Source organism: Rhodococcus oxybenzonivorans (genome assembly GCF_003130705.1).
GTDB classification, from domain to species: Bacteria; Actinomycetota; Actinomycetes; order Mycobacteriales; family Mycobacteriaceae; genus Rhodococcus_F; species Rhodococcus_F oxybenzonivorans.
Window position 1 is genome coordinate 25,898 of sequence record NZ_CP021357.1, and the last position, 19,000, is coordinate 44,897.

The 19,000-nt window shown below is 64.7% G+C and carries 18 protein-coding genes and 1 pseudogene; 12 read left to right on the forward strand and 7 right to left on the reverse strand.

Features of this window, described 5'->3' with window-relative positions; all coding sequences use genetic code 11:
- Positions 1 to 296: 296 nt before the first annotated feature.
- From CBI38_RS37195 to CBI38_RS37205, 3 genes are read right to left on the reverse strand one after another with little or no spacing between them, the layout of a single operon-like run.
- Positions 297 to 836 carry a PaaI family thioesterase gene (locus CBI38_RS37195; RefSeq protein WP_204165075.1) on the reverse strand — a complete coding sequence of 180 codons (540 nt, stop codon included), beginning with the start codon at positions 834 to 836 and terminating at the stop codon, positions 297 to 299.
- Between the two features lie 21 nt (positions 837 to 857).
- Positions 858 to 1,307, reverse strand: a complete 450-nt coding sequence (locus tag CBI38_RS37200) for a universal stress protein (protein WP_109336401.1) — start codon at positions 1,305 to 1,307, stop codon at positions 858 to 860.
- Positions 1,304 to 2,839 (reverse strand): MFS transporter, encoded by a 1,536-nt coding sequence (locus CBI38_RS37205; protein ID WP_284708716.1) that lies wholly within the window; start codon positions 2,837 to 2,839, stop codon positions 1,304 to 1,306. The genes CBI38_RS37200 and CBI38_RS37205 overlap by 4 nt, the downstream gene beginning before the upstream one ends.
- A 187-nt stretch (positions 2,840 to 3,026) precedes the next feature.
- Here CBI38_RS37205 and CBI38_RS37210 point away from each other — a divergent pair, with 187 nt between their 5' ends.
- A complete protein-coding gene (locus tag CBI38_RS37210) occupies positions 3,027 to 3,686 on the forward strand; it encodes a TetR/AcrR family transcriptional regulator (protein WP_109336403.1) in 660 nt (219 codons plus the stop codon).
- A 260-nt stretch (positions 3,687 to 3,946) separates the two neighbouring features.
- On the opposite strand, the gene CBI38_RS37215 is transcribed toward CBI38_RS37210, so the two are convergent.
- The gene (locus tag CBI38_RS37215; protein WP_109336404.1) at positions 3,947 to 4,465 is read right to left on the reverse strand and encodes a hypothetical protein; all 519 of its coding nucleotides are present in this window, start codon (positions 4,463 to 4,465) and stop codon (positions 3,947 to 3,949) included.
- Positions 4,452 to 4,829, reverse strand: a complete 378-nt coding sequence (locus CBI38_RS37220) for a hypothetical protein (RefSeq protein WP_109336405.1) — start codon at positions 4,827 to 4,829, stop codon at positions 4,452 to 4,454. The genes CBI38_RS37215 and CBI38_RS37220 overlap by 14 nt, the downstream gene beginning before the upstream one ends.
- A 320-nt stretch (positions 4,830 to 5,149) precedes the next feature.
- Here CBI38_RS37220 and CBI38_RS37225 point away from each other — a divergent pair.
- The 5 genes and pseudogenes from CBI38_RS37225 (at position 5,150) to CBI38_RS37245 (ending at position 10,266) form a co-directional block, all read left to right on the forward strand.
- A pseudogene (locus CBI38_RS37225) lies at positions 5,150 to 6,295 on the forward strand (IS701 family transposase).
- 400 nt (positions 6,296 to 6,695) lie between these two features.
- Positions 6,696 to 7,802 (forward strand): NDMA-dependent alcohol dehydrogenase, encoded by a 1,107-nt coding sequence (locus CBI38_RS37230; RefSeq protein ID WP_109336406.1) that lies wholly within the window; start codon positions 6,696 to 6,698, stop codon positions 7,800 to 7,802.
- Between the two features lie 28 nt (positions 7,803 to 7,830).
- The gene (locus CBI38_RS37235) at positions 7,831 to 8,841 is read left to right on the forward strand and encodes an NAD(P)/FAD-dependent oxidoreductase (protein WP_109336407.1); all 1,011 of its coding nucleotides are present in this window, start codon (positions 7,831 to 7,833) and stop codon (positions 8,839 to 8,841) included.
- Positions 8,842 to 8,867: 26 nt separating this feature from the next.
- Entirely contained in the window at positions 8,868 to 9,185 is a 318-nt protein-coding gene (gene fdxA, locus CBI38_RS37240; protein ID WP_109336408.1) for a ferredoxin, read from the forward strand.
- An 85-nt stretch (positions 9,186 to 9,270) separates the two neighbouring features.
- Positions 9,271 to 10,266, forward strand: coding sequence for a R2-like ligand-binding oxidase (locus tag CBI38_RS37245; RefSeq protein ID WP_109336409.1), 996 nt, complete (start codon positions 9,271 to 9,273; stop codon positions 10,264 to 10,266).
- 178 nt (positions 10,267 to 10,444) lie between these two features.
- Here CBI38_RS37245 and CBI38_RS40910 read toward each other — a convergent pair whose 3' ends face one another.
- Positions 10,445 to 10,579, reverse strand: a complete 135-nt coding sequence (locus CBI38_RS40910; protein ID WP_109336410.1) for a LuxR C-terminal-related transcriptional regulator — start codon at positions 10,577 to 10,579, stop codon at positions 10,445 to 10,447.
- A 122-nt stretch (positions 10,580 to 10,701) separates the two neighbouring features.
- Entirely contained in the window at positions 10,702 to 11,328 is a 627-nt protein-coding gene (locus tag CBI38_RS37255) for a response regulator transcription factor (RefSeq protein WP_335743658.1), read from the reverse strand.
- Between the two features lie 132 nt (positions 11,329 to 11,460).
- On the opposite strand from CBI38_RS37255, the gene CBI38_RS37260 reads away from it, so the two are divergent.
- From CBI38_RS37260 to CBI38_RS37285, 6 genes are all read left to right on the forward strand, one after another.
- Positions 11,461 to 12,798, forward strand: coding sequence for a sensor histidine kinase (locus CBI38_RS37260; RefSeq protein ID WP_109336412.1), 1,338 nt, complete (start codon positions 11,461 to 11,463; stop codon positions 12,796 to 12,798).
- 510 nt (positions 12,799 to 13,308) lie between these two features.
- Entirely contained in the window at positions 13,309 to 14,793 is a 1,485-nt protein-coding gene (locus CBI38_RS37265) for an aldehyde dehydrogenase family protein (RefSeq protein ID WP_040270050.1), read from the forward strand.
- 11 nt (positions 14,794 to 14,804) lie between these two features.
- Complete coding sequence (locus CBI38_RS37270; RefSeq protein ID WP_040270049.1) at positions 14,805 to 15,215, forward strand: SCP2 sterol-binding domain-containing protein; 411 nt, start codon at positions 14,805 to 14,807, stop codon at positions 15,213 to 15,215.
- Positions 15,216 to 15,318: 103 nt separating this feature from the next.
- A complete protein-coding gene (locus tag CBI38_RS37275) occupies positions 15,319 to 16,998 on the forward strand; it encodes a long-chain fatty acid--CoA ligase (protein ID WP_096824230.1) in 1,680 nt (559 codons plus the stop codon).
- A gap of 402 nt (positions 16,999 to 17,400) precedes the next feature.
- Positions 17,401 to 18,078, forward strand: coding sequence for an MlaE family ABC transporter permease (locus CBI38_RS37280; protein ID WP_230831853.1), 678 nt, complete (start codon positions 17,401 to 17,403; stop codon positions 18,076 to 18,078).
- Positions 18,079 to 18,220: 142 nt separating this feature from the next.
- Positions 18,221 to 19,000: an MlaE family ABC transporter permease gene (locus tag CBI38_RS37285; protein ID WP_096824229.1), complete on the forward strand. Its 780-nt coding sequence runs from the start codon at positions 18,221 to 18,223 to the stop codon at positions 18,998 to 19,000.

Genomic DNA, 19,000 nt, shown 5'->3' on the forward strand with positions numbered 1-19,000 from the left:
TTTTCACTATCCGATAAGTGTTATCAACTAGCGCGGACGAGGCACGCCCGGCGTCCGTTGTCGCGCTCCGCGGCAGTATCCGACGCGGAAGGGCTTACCCATCTTCCGGATTGTTCCGGATCGCGGGGGTGCAACGGGACGGTTCGCGGGACATCTCTAGGTAACACCGGTGAGCTGGACGGGTATTCATCCGATGTGGTGTTCCGTTGGTGACGGCTTACGGAGCAAATCAGGGGGTTTCCATCTGCGGCGTTGTGTGTCTTCGTGTGCGTGGGCATTGCCGCAATCTGGGGGTGTTACCGGTGGTGGGGTTGGTGTGTTGTGGTCAGGAAGTGGTCGATGTCGACGATGAGGAACAGGGCGGTGGCGGTGGTCACCACGTGGGCGTGGTCGTTTTCGATGGTGGCTCGCAGGTGTAGTTTGCGGCCGTCGCGGGCGTGGATGTGGGCGCGGAGGGTGTAGGGGGTGTCGAGCAGGACCGGGGCGAGGTAGTCGATGGCGAGGTGGCGGGTGACGGCGAGTTCTCCCACGGTGTAGAGCAGGAATCCGAACAGGTCGTCGAGGACGGTGGCGACCGCACCGCCGTGGGCGATCGTTGGGGCGCCGACGTGGCGGGAGTCGAAACGGTGATGGGCGTGGACGCCGTGTGCGTCGCGTCGGACGCGCAGCTGGTGGCCGTGAGGGTTGGCCGGTCCGCAGCCGAGGCAGTGGTCGTGGTGAGGCGGCAGGTCGGCGGATCCGGACGCGACCACGGGGAAGGTGGGGATCGAGTCCTCGGCCTCGCAGGGTTCGGATCCGGGCTCGTGTGTGCCGGTGCGGGGTGTGTCCTCGGTCATGAGTGCTTTCTGTGGGTTTGTCTACCGGGTGGCGGCGATGAGGATGTCGCAGGGGACTTTGCGGGCAAGCTCGATCGGTGGGATGGACAGCAGCCGGGCCAGCAGTGGTGACCGGTGGGGGTTGGCGGTGACGATGAGGTCGGCGGCGGCGGTGGCGGCCAGGTGCAGCAATGCGGGCAGGAGGGGTTCGGGCAGGATATGGGTTTCGATGTCGGTGGCACCGTGGGCGAGGGCGTGCTGGTGGGCGGTGCGCAAGATGGTGTCGGTGGGGGTGCTCCCACGCAGCAGATAGGCGTCGGGTCCGAGCCGGTCGAGGTCGGTGCCGACCGCGCGTTCGTCGATGTCGTGGCGGGCGCAGATGATCAGTAGTCGGGCGTGAGTGGTGTGGGCCAGCTCGGCCGCCTGGTCGACCACCCGGTAGGAACGGTCGGATCCGTCGGTGTCGACGATGATCGTGCGGTAGGCCGTCATGACGGGCGTCTTTCGCGAGCGGCGGGCGTCTCAGTGGGACGGGGTGGACGTGTGAGGGCGCGCGGTGTGCGGCGAGGGGTGGGTCCGGGGGCGAGCAGAGCCAGCACGATCGCCCCAGCGGCGGTGAGGGCGGCCAGCACGAGCGCGGCCTGGCCGCTGCCGTGCACGAACGCGGCCTTGGCGAACTCGGCCAGCGGCCGGGCCACCGGTCCGGCCTCGTCGGCGACCTGTAGGGCGGCGGCCAGGGAATCGGCGACCGGGCCGCGGGCTGGCTCGGGCAGCCGGGGCAGGGCGGGCTGGATGCGGTGGGTGTAGCCGGCGGCGAGCACGCTGCCGGCCACGGCGATCCCGATCGCAGCGCCGATCTCGCGGGCGGCGTCGTTGACCGCGGCGGCGACCCCGTGTTTGGCCTCGGGGGTGTCGGCGACGATGGCATAGGTTGCCGGGGCGGTGCACAACCCCAGGCCCGCGCTCATGATCAGCAGCGGCCACAGCAGCTCGGGGTAGTGCGCGGTGAGGGTCAACCGGCTCACCAGCACCAGTCCGGCGGTGATGGCGAGCAGGCCGGTAACGGTCATCACCCGCAATCCGACCAGGCTCGACAGCCACGGCGCGATCACCGAGATCGCGACCAGCGGCACCACCATCGGCGCCAACGCCACCGCCGAGGCCAGCGGCCCATAACCGAAGATCAGCTGCAGGTACTGCACCAGCAGCAGGAACACGCCGAAGGTGACCAGGAACTGGATGGTCACCGACAGCGCGCCGGCACCGAAACCGCGGTGGGTGAACAACCGCACATCCAGCAGCGGCGCCGAGGAACGCAGCTCGACGACGACGAACGCCACCGTCGCGAGCAGACCGACCCCCGCACTGACGGCGACGAGCGGGTCGGCCCAGCCGCGCGCGGGGACCTCGATCGCGGCGAACACGATCGCCGCGACCGCAACCGCCACCGCGACCGCGCCCACCCAGTCCACCGGCGGATGCTCACGCTGGCGGGACTCGGCGATGGTGCACGCCAACCCCGCCATGACCGTCCCGGCCACGGTCAACCCGACGAACACCGACAGCCACGACCACCGCTCGAGCAACACCCCGGTACCGAGGATTCCCAGCACCGCCCCGGACCCGGCGACCCCGGCCCACACCCCCACCGCCCGGCCGCGATGAGCGGGGGCGAACCCCGCGGTCAGGATCGACAGCGTCGAGGGCATCACCAGCGCGGCGCCCGCCCCGGCCAGCGCGCGCGCCGCAATCAGCCACACCGGGTCGCCCAGCAACAGCGGCAGCGCCGAGGCGGCGGCGAACACCGCCAACCCCGCCACCAGCACCGCGCGGCGCCCGTAGCGGTCACCGACGGCTCCGGCGGGCAGTACCAGACACGCCAGCACCAGTGTGTAGCCATCGACGATCCAGGTCAGCTGGGCTTGCGTCGCCCCCGTCTCGACCGCGATCTGCGGCAACGCCGAATACAACGCCGCCATCGCCGCGACGACCAGCGCCACCGCCAGGCACGACACCGTCAGCATCCACCACTCGGCCCTGGTCCACCGGGCGATCTCGACAGTGTCCGTCCCGTGCGTGTTCACCGGTACCTCCCGACGATGAAGACCAATGGTCTCTGTGCGAGACCCTTAGTATCATAGTGGTCGAGGCGTGGGATAGAGTCCACCCATACCCAAAGCCGAACGGCACGAATCGGAGGAAAGCGCGGCCATGACCGACCCGGCCCCTCCGGCGACCGACCCGGTCGCCGCGGACGACGAGCAGGCCGATCCGCGGCTGGCACGCTCACGCAACCGGTTGCTCGACGCGGCCACCTATCTGCTGTCCACCGGCGGTGTCGAGGCGGTCACCGTCGAGGCGGTCACCCGCGTGTCGAAGGTCGCGCGCGCCACCCTCTACCGGCACTTCGGCAGCACCACCCATCTGCTCGCGGCCACCTTCGAACGGCTGCTTCCCCACGTCGACGCCCCCACCGGCACCGCCTCGGTGCGCGAGCGGCTCATCGCGCTGCTCACCACCCAGGCCGACCTCATCGAACAGGCCCCGGTGCAGATGACCACCCTGGCCTGGCTGGCGATGGGCTCCATCGGCGACGACCACACCGACCCGGCCGCGGTCACCTCGCTGCGCGCCCGCGTCATCGAGCAATACCGCCAACCGTTCGACCAGGTCCTCACCAGCCCCGACGCCCGCGCCATGCTCGGCGAGCTCGACACCACCTTCGCCATCATCGAACTCATCGGCCCGATCGTGTTCGCCCGCCTCACCGGACTACGCACCATCGACCACGACGACTGCGCCCGGCTCGTCGACAACTTCCTCGCCACCCACCCAACAGCCACGGCCGTAAACGCACCGACCGACGACTGAATCGTCGACCGCCCTCACCCCGACCGTGGTGTCCACCTCCGGACCGTACAGCGCCCGGACCGAAGAGAGATACGTAGGCCGCACCTGATCGCTCCGATCAGAACAGGGTGTCGCGCACGCGAAGTGGCCGGTAGCCGGTGGGGCGAGTTCGGCGTCGATGTCGACCAAGATGGATACGAACCGATCAGCGAAGCATCAACTTCCAGCTGCTCCGCCAACCGCGCCATCGCCACCGGCGGCGCGGGCCAGTGCCGCTAACGTCAGCCCGCAGCAATCGGCGGACTCCCGCACGTCGCGGCCCTTGCCGCCCGAGGCCTCCGCGAAACAGCGCACGGTGCGGCTCGGCACCGGCGCAGGACCTGGAAGGTGCGGACCGCGGCCAGCAGCGGTCGAGCGGTGGGTGGGACGGCGAGTGCGCCGGGTGCGGCCCGCTGCGGCGGGATTCCAGCCAGCAGGACATCGGCGCGATCGCTGAGTGCGGTGATCGGTATCGAGACCAGGGTGCCGTAGCCGACGCCGGTGATCAGCGCGGTGGCGAGCGCACCGGCGCGGACAGGATGGGCGATCCGCTCCCGGATCCGGGCGGCGGTCTCGGCGGTGAACGGGCCGGTGGTCAGCCCCGGACCTACCATGTAGGGCAACTGCTGCGGTGGTAGCTCGAGCCGATAGCCGTGCAGGGCGAATCCGTGCTGGGCGAATCCGTGCTGGGCGGCGCGCAGCATGGTGACGGTGTGCCGGTTGGTCGGACTCTCTGCACCAGCGCGGTCAGCAACACTCACAGGTGTGACGGTTCCACCGGACCGTCCCCGGTGGCCGGCGCGCACGGTGGTCGAGTTCTGCGGTGTCGCAGTCGGCGAGCCAGCGGCACGCGGTGCGGCCATGGTCATAGAGCTCGGCGATCCGGTCGGACTCGGCGCGCGGAAGCTGTTCGCGCGCCACGGCGCGGAAAGCGCCGGTGTCGACGTTCGGGAGCGGTGGCAGCGGACTCGGGTCGAACGTCGAGGCGGCAGGTGAGGGCGGCGCCGCGGTGGTGCGACGGTCGGTGACATCGGCGAGCCGATCGGTGATCCGGTACGGCACGTCGTCGAGCACGAGCCGCGCCGGGGCGTCGCCGGTGTGCCAAACCAGACGTGCTGCATTCACCGAGATCTGATCTCCTACTATGCCACGACCCTCTTCCTCTTGGGACCTTCACGACCCAGTGTTCACGATGTCCTCACTCAGGGGGAAGGGCCCGAGGTCGACGGTGGGGCGCGTGTGGAGGGCTACGTCTATCGCCGGGTCGCGACCCGGCGATCCCTTCGCCGCCGGTCATCACCCACGCTCGTCGCGCAGATCCACACCACACCGTGACCCGTCCCGTGACACTCCAATCGCTCTACGACGCCCCGACCCCGCCGACAGAGGCTTAGTACTGCAACGACAGTTTGTGACTAATGGGACTGTTGTGGTAATTGATCTGTGTGCAGTCAGAGGTGCTGGAGTGGTCAGCGGGGTTCACGGCGTTCTGTACGCGGTTCGCCCACCGGTTTTCGCGGGTGGAGTCGCGGCGGCGGATGGGCGCGTATGTGCGCGGACTGCTCGGTGAGGTCGAGCGCAAGAACGGATGGACACTGGCCGAGGCGGCCGGTGATGCGGGCCCGGAGGGCATGCAGCGGCTGCTGAACTTCTACTCCTGGGACTGCGAGGGCTCCGCGACGACGTGCGTGAGGTCGTGGTCGAGACGATCGGTGACGCCGACAATGGCGTGTTGATCGTCGACGAGACAGGGTTTTTGAAGAAGGGCACGCGCTCGGCCGGGGTGGCCCGGCAGTATTCCGGCACGGCCGGACGGATCGAGAACAGCCACTGGGATCGGGGTGTTTCTCGCCTACGCCTCCGACCGGGGCCGGGCGCTGATCGATCGGGAGTTGTATCTACCGAAGGCCTGGACCGAGGACCGCGATCGGTGCCGGGCCGCCGGGATCGGCGACGAGGTGGCTTTCGCGACGAAACCCGAACTGGCGCAGACGATGATCGAACGGGCTCTCGATGCCGGGATGCCGTTCGGATGGTTCGCCGGTGACGAGGCCTACGGGCAGGTCGGCCGACTCCGGATGTGGCTCGAATCCCGTGGTGTGGCCCATGTTCTCGCCGTTCCGAAGTCGCAGATGGTGATCTCGATGGAGTTGCGTCAGCGCCGGGCCCACGCCGTGATCGCCGACCTGCCGGCGACCGCGTGGCAGCGGATCAACTGCGGCGACGGCGCCCACGGACCCAGGCTCTACGACTGGGCGGTCGTAGACATCCGGCCACTGCGAGAACGCGGTCGCGGTCACTGGCTGCTGGCCCGACGGTCGATCACCGACCCCGACGAGATTGCCTACTACATCTGCTACGGCCCCGCCGACACCGAACCCGCCGAACTGGTCCGGGTGGCCGGCAGTCGCTGGGCGATCGAGGAGTGCTTCCAGACCACCAAGAACGAGACCGGACTCGACCACTACCAGGCGCGTGGGTACCCGGCCTGGTACCGGCACATCACCTTGTCGATGGCCGCGGCCGCCTTCCTGACGATCCTGCGCCGCGGTGCTCAAAAAGGGGATCTCCAGCCGGTTCCCGAGATCTAATACCTCTGACAATCAACGAGATCCAGCGATTGTTCAACCGCGTCGCCTGTCCGGTGCAACACGCCCTCGTCCACGTCTGGCACTGGTCGAACTGGCGCCGAGCCAGCCAGGCCAGAGCCCGCGCCAGCCACTACAAACGTCGACATCACAAACTGTCGTTGCAGTATTAGGCCCTGACCTCTCGGAGGGTTCGTGCCGCCCGAACCCGGGGGCACAAGCCAACGACAACTACCGCGGGCGGGCCCCTTCCGACCGACCTCACAGGCCGGTCTAGGTGGCTTTCTGACGTGCCGCCATTGGCGCGTTCGGGCCAAACGTGGCGCGTAAGGACCGTGCGGTGACGTAGACCACACGCGCACAGTAGACGTGTCTCGGGTGACTGATGAATGGAGAAAATGGGATGAAAACTAAGGCTGCGGTCCTATGGGGGCTCGGCGAGAAATGGCAGGTCGAAGAACTCGATCTCGACGATCCCAAGCCTGGCGAGGTGATGGTCAAGCTCACAGCCAGCGGCTTGTGCCACTCGGACGAGCATCTGGTCACGGGCGACATCCCGATTCCCTTCCCCGTGGTCGGTGGCCACGAGGGTGCTGGAATTATCCACAAGGTCGGAGCCGGCGTCACCGATGTCGAAGAGGGCGATCCCGTCGTCCTTTCCTTCCTGCCCGCGTGTGGGCGATGCAGCTATTGTGCTCGGGGAATGACCAATTTGTGCGACATGGGCGCTTCCATCATTCTGGGGCCACAGCTTGACGGCACCTACCGGTTCCACGGTCGCGGTCAAGATATCGGGCAGATGTGTGTGCTCGGCACTTTCAGCGAGTACACCGTGGTCCCGGTGGCCAGCGTCGTGAAGATCGATCAAGGCTTCCCACTCGACCGGGCCGCACTAGTCGGCTGTGGCGTGACGACCGGCTTCGGTTCGGCGGTTCGCACAGGCGAACTGCGCCCCGGCGACAGTGCGGTCATCATCGGAGTGGGAGGTATCGGCAGTAACGCAGTGCAGGGCGCGCGGATTGCTGGTTGCCGCTATGTGATTGCGATCGATCCGGTCGCATTCAAACGTGAGAAGGCACTCGAGTTCGGTGCAACGCATGCCTTCGCCACTGTCGATGAGGCATGGCCGGTGGTCGCGGATCTCACCCGCGGGCAGCTGGCAGATGCATGCATCATCACCACGGATGTCGCCGAAGGTTCCTACGTTCTCCCGGCCCTGTCGTTGGTCGGAAAGCGCGGTCGAGTGGTCGTCACCGCCATTGGCCATCCGGATGAGGATTCTTTTTCCGGGTCACTCTTCGAACTCACCCTGTATGAGAAGTCGATCAAGGGATCCCTCTTCGGCTCGTCCAACCCTCAGATGGATATTCCTCGTCTCCTCGAGCTCTACAACCTCGGCCAACTCAAACTCGACGAGCTCATTACCAAGGAGTATGCGCTCGAGGACATCAATGATGGCTACGAAGACATGCGTCAGGGACACAACATTCGCGGGTTGATCCGCTTCTAATCCCTGGACTGACAGAGAGATCAGCGGAATGGATAGTACGGAATATTCAGTCGATGTCGACCTGCTCATCGTCGGTGCCGGCCCGGTGGGTCTGTACGGCGCCTACTACGCGGGCTTCCGCGGACTGTCGGTCGCGGTCATCGACGCACTACCGAACCCGGGTGGACAGATCACAGCGATGTACCCGGAGAAGCCCATCTTCGACATCGCCGGGTTCCCAGCGATCAAGGGACAAAAGCTGATCGACGGGCTTCTCGAGCAGGGCGCACCGTTTCAATCGACGTATCTGTTAGGTCAGCAGGCGGTCAGTCTCGACCCAGTCGGTGACCGGTGGAAAATCGTCACCAGCACGGGCCAGCAGATTCTGGCGTCCGCTGTCGTCATTACCGCCGGGGTGGGGTCGGTGTCGCCTCGCCCTCTGCCCTGCGGCGAAGAATTCACGGGCAAGGGTGTGCAGTATTTCGTCCCCAAGCTCGATGTGCTCGATGGGCAAGATGTGCTCGTGGTCGGGGGCGGCGACTCCGCCGTTGACTGGGCGCTGGCTTCGGTTGAGCGTGCCCGGTCGACGACCCTGGTGCATCGCCGCAAGCAGTTCCGCGCCCACGCACACAGCGTCAAGCTGTTGCAGGAATCGTCCTGCCGTCAGCTGGTCGACGCCGAGATCACCTCATTGCACGGAAATGGCAGCGTCGAATCCGCCGTGGTCAACGTCAAAGCCGCCGCCGAGCCGGTCACCGTGCCGTGCACGTTGGTCGTCGCCGCCCTCGGGTTCACGATGCAGCTGGGTCCGCTCGCGAACTGGGGACTCGAACTAGAGAACCGGTCGATCCTGGTCGACACCGCGATGAGAACCAACCGCAACGGCATCTTTGCTGCCGGTGACATCGCCACATATCCAGGCAAAGTGAAACTCATCGCGGTCGGTTTCGGGGAGGTCGCCTCCGCGGTGAACAACGCCGCGGCCGTTCTTCAGCCCGAGGTCGGTCTTGCACCCGGTCATTCCAGCGACAATGCGCCGGCATTCGCAGCCATCAGCTAGAAACCCAGATCGGAAAGGAGCTCGTCATGGGCTTCGTCATCGGCGAACATTGTATTGACATCATGGACAAATCCTGCATGGAGGAGTGTCCGGTCGACTGTATCTACGAGGGCGGGCGGATGGCGTACATCAACCCCACCGAGTGCATCGACTGTGGCGCGTGCGAAATCGTCTGCCCTGTGGAAGCGATCAAACCCATGCAACGTCTGGCCGACGAGTGGAAGCCTTTCAAGGAAGCTGCTGCAAACCTTTTCGAGACCGTTGGGAATTCTGGCGGCTCAACCAACGTCGAGGGAGCACTCGAGGATCCCGATTTCGTCAAGAACTTCGTCAAGGACGACTAACCGGGCGAGTCTCGCCTCCGACATATCACATGCATAAGTCGTCGCAGAACGCGGCGACGTCACCGAAAACTGTTAGGAGCAAAGCATGGAGCGCTCGATCACACACAACGGTCGGACCGGGTTCGGCAGCCTTACCCCCGGTGGCCTGAATCTCGACAACTTCCCGATGAAACTTTTCACCAAGGGCAACGGGAAGGTTTGGAATCCGGCGGATATCAACTTCACGCAGGATGCGGTGGATTTTGCCGCGATGAGCCCGGACGAGCAGCGGTTGACCATGGTGCTGGCCGCTCACTTCATCGGCGGCGAGGAATCGGTGACCCAGGATCTGCAGCCGTTCGCGGCGGCCATGGCTGCGCAGGGACGCCTCGGCGACGAGCTGTACCTGACCCAGTTCATCTACGAAGAAGCCAAGCACACCGAAGGTTTCCGACGTTTCTTCAACGCCATCGGCCACGAGAACACCGACCTGCACCAGTACGTCGAGTACAGCGATTCGTACAAGCAGATCTTCTTGGACGAATTGCCCAGCGCCCTTTACGCATTGGCCGACGATCCCTCTCCGGTGAACCAGGTGCGGGCGAGCGTGACTTACAACCACGTGGTAGAGGGTTGCCTCGCTCTGACCGGTTATTTTGCGTGGGCCAAGATGTGTCAGCGGCGCGGGATCTTGCCTGGCATGCAGCAGCTCATCAAGCATATCGGTGACGACGAGCGCAGGCATATGGCGTGGGGAACGTTCACGTGCCGTCGTCTCATCGCCGCTGACGATGGTAACTGGGGCGCGATCAGTGACCGTATGCAGGAACTGCTCAATCCCGCATTGAGTCTGATCGTCAGTCTCTTCAGCGAGTACGAGGATCGTGAGATTCCCTTCGGCATTACAATCGACGAGATGACCGACTACGCACTCGACAAGGTCAACCGTCGACTCGAATCGATGGAGAGTGCTCGCGGTGCCGATCCTGCGAGTATCGATCTCGACTACTCCCCCGCCGACTTGGAAGAGCGTTTCCACATCGAGGATCAGAAGGTAATCGCAGATTCCATCGCACAGGACGAGAACCTGGTCGGCAGCTAGCTGTTTCGTCTTGGGGCTGGCGTCGACCAGCCCCAAGACCCTTAGGGTGCTGCGCCGTTGAACGGACGGGCTTCACTCCCGGATCAGATGCACGCGCGTAGGCCCTCAGCTGTCGGCCGAGGGCTTCTCGTCTCAGGAATCGGCGTCGAGTAACCCGTAACGCCCCCATGGCCGCTGCTTAGATACGGTTTCGCGCCCCCACCCGTTGAATGAGTGAGGCGACCAGCCTCTTGGCTGTTCGTTCGCTGACATGCAGTCGCTCGGCGATTTCCGTTGTCTCCAGACCATGAGCGAGCAGGCTCCACAGTGTCACCTGTTGGGTGCCTGACCGGCGTCACCGAAGACTTCCCACCGGTGATCCCGCCCGAAGAGCGTGAAATCTTGCTCTATTCGGCCTCGAGGCGGGGCACTAAGCGAAATGTTCTAAGTCAGGTCTCAGGAATCGGCGTCGAGTAACCCGTAACGCCCCCCCATGGCCGCTGCTTCGATACGGTTTCGCGCCCCCACCCGTTGAATGAGTGAGGCGACCAGCCTCTTGGCTGTTCGTTCGCTGACATGCAGTCGCTCGGCGATTTCCGTTGTCTCCAGACCATGAGCGAGCAGGCTCCACAGTGTCACCTGTTGGGGGCCGAGCTTGTCTAAGAGATCATTTTCGGGCTTGCGACTACTGGTGAGTAATTTTTCGAGCAAGTCCGCCTCGACGACTTTCATTCCGGCGGCGAGGGCGAGTAGCGGGGCCACGAGCGCGTCCGCGTCGGACGACTTCGCCATGAATCCGTCCGCACCGCTCCGCAATGCACGCTCGGCCAAGGCGAGGTCCTCGGTGCCCGAGAGCGCAAGTATCCGCGTTGCGGGATAGGCTGCCCGTACTGCGGCGATGGCCTCCAATCCGCCTCGTGGCGGCAGAGTCAGGTCAATCGTCACAATGTCCGCTCGGTTCTTGCCGACCAGTGCTACCGCCTCATCGCCGTTCGTCGTGGTGCCGGCAACGTCGAAAAGATGGTCGGCCCTGGTGCCCAACAGGAGTTCGAGGCCCTGGGTGAAGAGCGCGTGGTCGTCCACAATAACTACGACGAGTGGGGAACCAGGCATAGGTTGTAGTGTGACACGCCCGATCGGCACACGGCGCTGTGAGGTCGCTTACGGCGCGGATCTGACAGGACCGATTCGGTGCGGCCTTGAGGAGTAACGATCATGTCGAGAAAGAACGACTCTGTCGTGGGAGCTGCTGCGACGAAGCCTGTTCAATGGAAGGAACCCGAGCGCGTCATCGCGGTGCTCCGGGTTCTGGTCGTCGTCAGCATCACCGTGGTCGTAGCGTTCGGAACGCCGATAAACCGCACATACCTGCCGCTGGCGGTGATCGGTCTCGGGTTCGCCTACACGTACGCCACTTACGTCTTGATTGCTGATCTACGAGGGCTGCGCCAGCTGCCCCAGGATGCGGTCGCAGCCCTCGACGGGGTGGTGTCGGTGACGGTGGCGGCCGCGACCGGTGCAGCAGTGAGCCACCTGGTCGCGGTTCTGCCTTTGGCGATCGTCGCGATCGCGGTACGCCAGGGGATGCGGCATGCCATTGTCGACGCAACATGTGTGGGTGCACTCTTTGCCGTGGTTACACTCGCCACCCCGCTGCCCGATGTGGCGACGGCGTACCGCATAGAGACGGCATTGTGGTGGTTCGGCTACCTAATTATGTTTGCCATATTGACCGGCACCCTGCGGAGCCTCCTCGATCGTGAACACGACCGGGCGATCCGGGCCAAGGCCGAGGCACTCTCGGAGCACCTGGCAGTTATCGAGGAACGCGATCTGCGCGCCAGACTGCTCGAAGCCCAAGCGATGCGAGATGATGGGCTGCGGGTGGTGCTGCACGAATTTCGCACGCCGATCTCTTCATTGAGTTCGTTGGCCAACTCCCTCACCACCCCAGGCCGGTTTGACGCCCAGGCCCAGGAAAGGGCAATCAGCCTGATTGCAGCACATAGCCGGCACCTCACCGACATGCTCGACAGTTTGGCCGATGTGGCGTTGCGGACGGGTGATCCCACCGGCGTCGCCCGCGTCCGGCGCACCGCATTGGACGAGCTTGCCCACGCGTCTATCGAAGCGGCGGGCATCTCGCGCGCGAACAGCAAGATCACCATCACACCTCCCGGCGCCGTGGTCCGCTGCGATGCCCACCGACTACGCCGTGTCATGACGAACCTTCTCGAGAATGCGCGACGGTACGGTGCGGACCATCCGGTGGAACTGTCCCTGGTTTGCACCTCATCGTCCCTGAAGGTCGAAGTCGGCGACCGCGGGCCGGGTTTGACCGATGACGAGACCACCCTGGTTACCCGCAAGTTCGTCAGCCTCGGCGAGCGAGGAGGCACCGCGGGGCTCGGATTGTGGATCGTCGCGGAAATATCGAGCGCGATGGGCGGTACCTTCGTCCTCGTGCCGCGCACCGGGGGAGGACTGATCGCCCGCGTCGTCATCCCACTGGACAGCCCCCCGGAGGCCCCAGCACGCGCCGGCACACGCTGATGCGACTCCTCCACGCCGAAAGGGCGGGAATCGGTCCCAGCCTCAACCTCTGCTCGTAATGCGGCGGCCCGCCGGCGCCGCCCACCACCTGCACTGCGCAGCGTCGGCCCGATCGCCGCCAATCAGGCCGTCAACCCGCCCGCGTAACAACATTGTCCACGAAAACTGGCACCACTCCGCGACAGGATCCGGTCACTACGGACGGTTCATCCCGGTGCGCCACAGCCAGTTCTGCCGTACTGATCCGGCGTACTTCTCGACCTTGCTCCGGTGCCGGGCTTACCCGTAGTGAACGGATCTGGGGGCGGCGGTTCCCCTGTGTGCGCATTGTGGGCGCTTTCTACCCGTCCACCCAGTGCTCGCTCGGTCGGAAGTCTCGGGCCTTCCAGCGCGGCCGCGACGGCCTGCTCGGGCCATCCATGGCCCGTACGCCCCGCGCGAAGACGTGACCTGGATCACCAGACTTGCCTCTGGTGCGCCGAAGTCCGGCGTCCTCAAGCAGGAGATTCGATGACCACGATCATCCCTGAAGGCACGGCACCGTCCTTGGAAGGTGCCGAGGAGAGCATCTTCATTGCAGGACAGCGACGCCCAGCGTTGAGCGGCAACACCCTGGACACCGTCGACCCAGGAAACGGGAAGGTCCTGACCCGGATCGCGCTGGGCACCAGTGACGATGTCGACGCCGCTGTGCGCTCGGCCCACGCCGCCCAGACCGAATGGGGCGCGCTCAAGCCCACGGCACGCAGTCGTGCGCTGGCCGAGCTCGCGCACCTCGTCGAACAGAACGCGGAGGAGCTTGCCATCCTCGAAACCCTGGACAACGGTAAGCCGCTCACGGAGTCACTCTTCCTCGACATGAGCATCGCAACGGAAGTCTGGCGATACTACTCCGGTAGTCCATCCCGGCTGACCGGCGATGTTCTGCCCGTATCGCCGCTGGTGGGCGAGGCCCTGACATACACGCGGCGGCAACCACTCGGTGTCGTCGGCGCCATCGTCCCATGGAACTTCCCGCTGCTGATCGCCAGCTGGAAGATCGCGCCCGCCCTGGCCGCAGGAAACGCCGTCGTTGTCAAGCCCAGCGAGATGACCTCGCTGACGGCGGTGCGGCTCGCAGAACTCGCCATCGAGGCAGGGCTGCCTCCGGGATTGTTCAACGTCGTAACCGGCTTGGGCCACGAGGCGGGACAAGCGCTCGTCGAACATCCGGGTGTGGACAAGATCACGTTCACCGGGTCGACGGAGACGGGTCGGCGCATCGTTGCCGCCAGTGCCCGCAACCTTGCGAAGGTGACGCTCGAGCTCGGTGGCAAGTCCGCCAACATCGTCTTCGAGGACGCTGACCTCGACGCAGTGGTCGAGGGTGCCCTGACAGCCATCTTCGTGAATCAAGGGCAGGTCTGTTGCGCCGGTAGCCGACTGTTCGTACACCGCAGCGTCCATGACGAGGTGGTGGCCCGACTGGTCGAGGCGACACAGGGAATCGTGACCGGGCACGGACTCGATGACGACACGCAGATGGGACCGTTGGTCTCGGAGAGTCAGCTCAACCGGGTCGAGGGTTTTGTCCAGGCCGCACTCGAGGAAGGAGCGGTTCTGCAGATCGGTGGCAACCGCCGCCCCGAGTCCGCCGGCTTCTTCCTCGAACCCACGATCTTCACCGGCGTCACCGATCACATGCGCATTGCCCGCGAGGAAGTGTTCGGCCCGGTTCTGTCGGTGCTGACCTTCGATGACGAGGCCGAGGCAATCGCCCGCGCGAACTCGAGCGAATACGGACTCGCGGCCGGCGTGTGGACGCGTGATGTGTCACGCGCACACCGGGTTGCGCACGCACTCGATGCGGGGACGGTGTGGGTCAACATGTACAACATGCTGGACCCGACCTCACCTTTCGGTGGTTTCAAGAATTCCGGGTATGGACGTGACCTCGGCGAGGAAGCGCTTCTCGGCAATACCCAGACCAAGTCGGTCTGGATAAATCTCGACTAAGGAGAAACGCAATGGGCGTCTTCAAGAACGACGACGATGTGTACAAGTATGTCGGTGGGGTGTTCACTCAGGGAGTTGCAGACCCCGAACTCGGACCGAAGTTTGCGGAGTCGGGTGTGACCCTTCGGATCACCTACACCGATCCGGATTCGGTGATCACCGTCGACTTTCCGAATGGCAAGGTCTACACCGGAGCGGGCGTCGGGCCCGACCCGAACGTCGAGCTGTTCATGTCGGCCGACAACGGAAACAAGTTCTGGCTCGGCAACCTCAATCTCCCCGTTGCCATGGCGAAGGGCACGGTGCGCGCCAAGGGGCCGGTGCCGAAGCTCCTCAAACTCATCCCTGCAGCGAAGACACTGTTCGACCCGTACCGAAAAATGCTCGCCGCCGACGAACGCGCTGATCTGCTGAACGCCTAAGTCACCCTGAGGGGGCGCGGCACGCCGATTTCGCCGCGCCGCGCCCCCTCGACGACAAGTCCCCCCTTTTTCCTGGAGCCTGGAGACCCCCGTGCTTAGTACGATGCAAACCTCTCCCCTGCTGGTCCGCGAGATTCTGCTTCACGGACAGCGCATATACGGGAACTCCACTGTCGTGACCTACGAGCCGGATTCCTGCCGTCGCACCACATTTGACGAGGTAGCCCACCGCGCCGAACGCCTCGCCAGCGGGCTGACCGAGATCGGAGTTTCTCCGGGCGACCGGGTCGCCACACTCCTGTGGAACACGCAGGAACATCTCGAGTGCTACCTCGCGATCCCTTCGATGGGCGCGGTCCTCCACACCCTCAACCTGCGACTGACTCCAGAGCAATTGGCGTTCGTGATCAACCATGCTCAAGACAAAGTCGTCATCGCCGACAGGACCACCCTTCCGCTGCTCGCCCGGGTCTTCGACCAGCTCACGACCGTCGAGCATGTCATCGTCGTCGGCGACACCGACACCAACGAGCTGCCCGACGACCGGAACTTTCGCTACGAAGACCTACTCACCTTGACCCGCACACCGTTCGTCTGGCCTGATCTAGACGAATCTCAGGCTGCAGCAATGTGTTACACCAGCGGCACGACGGGCGACCCGAAGGGTGTCGTCTACAGTCACCGCTCGACATACCTGCATTCCCTGGCGTCGGCCGCAGGAAATGTTTTCGGTGTCAACGAGCACGACATCGTGCTTCCGGTGGTACCGATGTTCCACGCAAATGCGTGGGGATTGGCCTACACATCCTGGCTCTCCGGGTCCGATCTACTCTTGCCCGGCCGCTACCTCCAGGCTGAGCATCTGGCAAGAATGATCGAGTCCGAGCGACCCACCCTCGCCGGTGCCGTACCGACAATCTGGAACGACCTCCTCGGCTACGCCCGCACACACAGCACAGATCTGAGCAGTCTGCGGCTCGTCGCCTGCGGAGGATCCGCGGTTCCACGCTCTCTCATCGAGGGCTACGAGTCCGATTTCGGTGTCCGCATCATTCAGGCATGGGGAATGACCGAGACCAGCCCGCTCGCAGCGGTCGCCCTGCCGCCGAAGGGAAGTGCGCCGGAGGACGAAATGTACTGGCGATCCAAGACCGGCCGGGTGACCGCGGGCGTCGAAGCGCGTCTGATAGACGACTCCGGCAACGAGGTGCCCTGGGACGGAAAGTCGATCGGCGAGATCCAGGTGCGAGGGCCATGGATTACCGGGGCCTACTACGGCGTCGACGCCACCGACAAGTTCGCGGACGGATGGCTGCGCACCGGTGACGTCGCCCATATCGACCCCCGCGGATACATCCAGATCACCGACCGGACGAAAGACGTCATCAAGTCGGGAGGCGAGTGGATCAGCTCCGTCGACCTCGAAAACGCCCTGATGGGGCACCCAGAGGTCTTCGAAGCAGCCGTTATCGCCGTACCCGATGCCAAGTGGGAAGAGCGGCCCCTGGCCTGTGTGGTGCGCAACCCAGGCTCGACGATCGGCCCGGACGAACTGCGCACCTTCCTCGACTCACAGGTCGCAAAGTGGTGGATTCCCGAACGCTGGGCATTTCTCGAGACGGTGCCCAAAACCAGCGTCGGAAAGTTCGACAAGAAGGCGCTGCGCGCGCTGTACGCACGAGGTGACATCGAACAGCACATTTCGACCGACGCAGCACAGCTCACCCGCGATTCACCCATCGCCGACGGTGATCGGAGTCTCCCGCAGGGAACGCTCGGATAACGCGACGAGCATTGTCAGCCGATGTGACACCTTTCTGACACGGTCGGCACCGGGGCCGCGCGGCTCTCCCCACGACTTCGGACCCGGCACGGACCCCGGCACGGTCGAATCGACGGTAGTGGGTGGCCGCACCCCGCTGGGCACCGAGCACCGGAAAGGGCTCCGCCCCTGCCAAGGCCGACCGAAGACCGTCTTTGGCAGGGGCGAATCGAACGGTGACGGCGCACCCGCCGTCACCTACTCACACACAGGCACCCACTTATCAGCGCGGAGGATTACGTGCAAACGCTTGAAGAATCCGGATCGGCGAGCGAGAGAAGAGCGCAGGCGTCGGCCGCCCTACGCGTGGCACCCCGCGCGGTGGGCGCCTTCTACGCCACTTCACTCGAGACGTTCCGCTTCATGTTTCGTCGACCATTTCATCTGCGCGAATTCCTCCTCCAGGCGTGGTTCATTGCCGGTGTGTCAATCATGCCGACTCTGTTGATGGCGATCCCGTTCTGCATGATGTTCGTCTATCAGATCAACATCTTGCTGGCCGAGATCGGTGCCGTCGACCTGAGCGGCGCCGGCGCCGGTGTCGCCATCGTCCGCGAAATCGGACCGATCGTCACAGTCCTGGTCGTCGCGGGCGCGGGATCGACCGCGGTCTGCGCCGATCTCGGATCGCGGACGATTCGCGAGGAGATCGATGCGATGAAGGTCCTCGGCATCGATCCCATTCACCGCCTGTGCGTTCCGCGAGTGTTGGCCTCGACGGTCATCGCCATGTTCCTCAACGGCCTGGTGTCGGCGGTCGGTCTGGTCGGAGGCTATATCGCCACCGTGTACATGCAGGGCGCTTCCCCCGGCCAGTACGTCACCTCGATCTCGATTCTGACCGGTCTCGGGGACTTCTTCGTCGCCGAAATCAAGGCGGCGGTGTTCGGGATGCTCGCCGGACTGGTCGCCTGCCACCTCGGCCTGAACGTGCGCGGCGGGCCGAAGGGCGTCGGTGACGCCGTCAACCAGACAGTGGTCTTCAGCTTCCTGTTGCTGTTCCTGGCGAACTCGATCATCACCACATTGGCCTTGCACTGAACACGTTTGGACAACTGACAGAAAACCGCACGACAAGAACGACGGGAATCTCGTGTCGAAATCCAACAGACCTACTGGTCTCCGGGGAACCGGAGCCGCCGCGATCAAGTTGATTGATGCGCCGGTCGGCCATCTCGAAGAGATGGGTAGACAGCTCTCCTTCTACAACCACACGATCGCGTCGGTTCCGCGGACCTTCCGGCGCTACCGCGCCGAGACGATTCGGCTCCTCGCAGAAGTGAGCATGGGCACCGGAGCCCTCGCCGTGATCGGGGGGACCCTGGTGGTCATCACCATGCTCACCGCCGCAGTGGGGTACGAGGTCGGCCAGCAGGGCTCGACCTCTCTCGGCCACATCGGCCTTGGTGCACTGTCCGGCTTCATCTCTGCCTTCTTCAATACCCGCGAAGCGATCCCGGTGATCGCGGGCATCGCCTTGACGGCAACCGTGGGGGCTGGATTCACCGCACAGCTCGGCGCCATGCGCGTCAGCGAGGAGATCGACGCGATGGAAACCATGTCGATTCCTTCACTGCCGTACCTGGTCACCACGCGGGTGATGGCAGGGGTGATTGCGGTGATCCCGCTGTACTCGGTGGCGTTGTTCATCGGCTTCGCCTCCACCCAGCTGGTCACCGTCTACATGGTCGGGGAAGCAGAAGGAACGTTCTGGCACTACTTCAACGTGTTCCTCGTACCCAGCGACGTGATCTGGTCGGCGGTCAAGGTGCTGGCGATGTCCGTGGTGGTGATGTGCGTGCACTGCTACCACGGCTACAACGCCAGCGGTGGTCCCGCCGGTGTGGGTGTCGCGGTCGGTCGGGCAGTTCGAACGTCCCTGATTTCCATCATGGTGATCGACCTTCTGATCGGTATCGCCGTGTACGGCGGCACCGCCGGGGCAGTGCGGGTGTCGGGCTGA

Coding starts and splice junctions, on each gene's coding strand:
- CBI38_RS37195 (WP_204165075.1), bottom strand. CDS start 836: ATGACCGAGGACACACCCCGCACCGGCACACACGAGCCCGGATCCGAA.
- CBI38_RS37200 (WP_109336401.1), bottom strand. CDS start 1,307: ATGACGGCCTACCGCACGATCATCGTCGACACCGACGGATCCGACCGT.
- CBI38_RS37270 (WP_040270049.1), top strand. CDS start 14,805: ATGGGCGTCTTCAAGAACGACGACGATGTGTACAAGTATGTCGGTGGG.
- CBI38_RS37280 (WP_230831853.1), top strand. CDS start 17,401: ATGTTTCGTCGACCATTTCATCTGCGCGAATTCCTCCTCCAGGCGTGG.
- CBI38_RS37210 (WP_109336403.1), top strand. CDS start 3,027: ATGACCGACCCGGCCCCTCCGGCGACCGACCCGGTCGCCGCGGACGAC.
- CBI38_RS37245 (WP_109336409.1), top strand. CDS start 9,271: ATGGAGCGCTCGATCACACACAACGGTCGGACCGGGTTCGGCAGCCTT.
- CBI38_RS37260 (WP_109336412.1), top strand. CDS start 11,461: ATGTCGAGAAAGAACGACTCTGTCGTGGGAGCTGCTGCGACGAAGCCT.
- fdxA (WP_109336408.1), top strand. CDS start 8,868: ATGGGCTTCGTCATCGGCGAACATTGTATTGACATCATGGACAAATCC.
- CBI38_RS37285 (WP_096824229.1), top strand. CDS start 18,221: ATGGGTAGACAGCTCTCCTTCTACAACCACACGATCGCGTCGGTTCCG.
- CBI38_RS37275 (WP_096824230.1), top strand. CDS start 15,319: ATGCAAACCTCTCCCCTGCTGGTCCGCGAGATTCTGCTTCACGGACAG.
- CBI38_RS37265 (WP_040270050.1), top strand. CDS start 13,309: ATGACCACGATCATCCCTGAAGGCACGGCACCGTCCTTGGAAGGTGCC.
- CBI38_RS37235 (WP_109336407.1), top strand. CDS start 7,831: ATGGATAGTACGGAATATTCAGTCGATGTCGACCTGCTCATCGTCGGT.
- CBI38_RS37230 (WP_109336406.1), top strand. CDS start 6,696: ATGAAAACTAAGGCTGCGGTCCTATGGGGGCTCGGCGAGAAATGGCAG.
- CBI38_RS37205 (WP_284708716.1), bottom strand. CDS start 2,839: ATGCTGACGGTGTCGTGCCTGGCGGTGGCGCTGGTCGTCGCGGCGATG.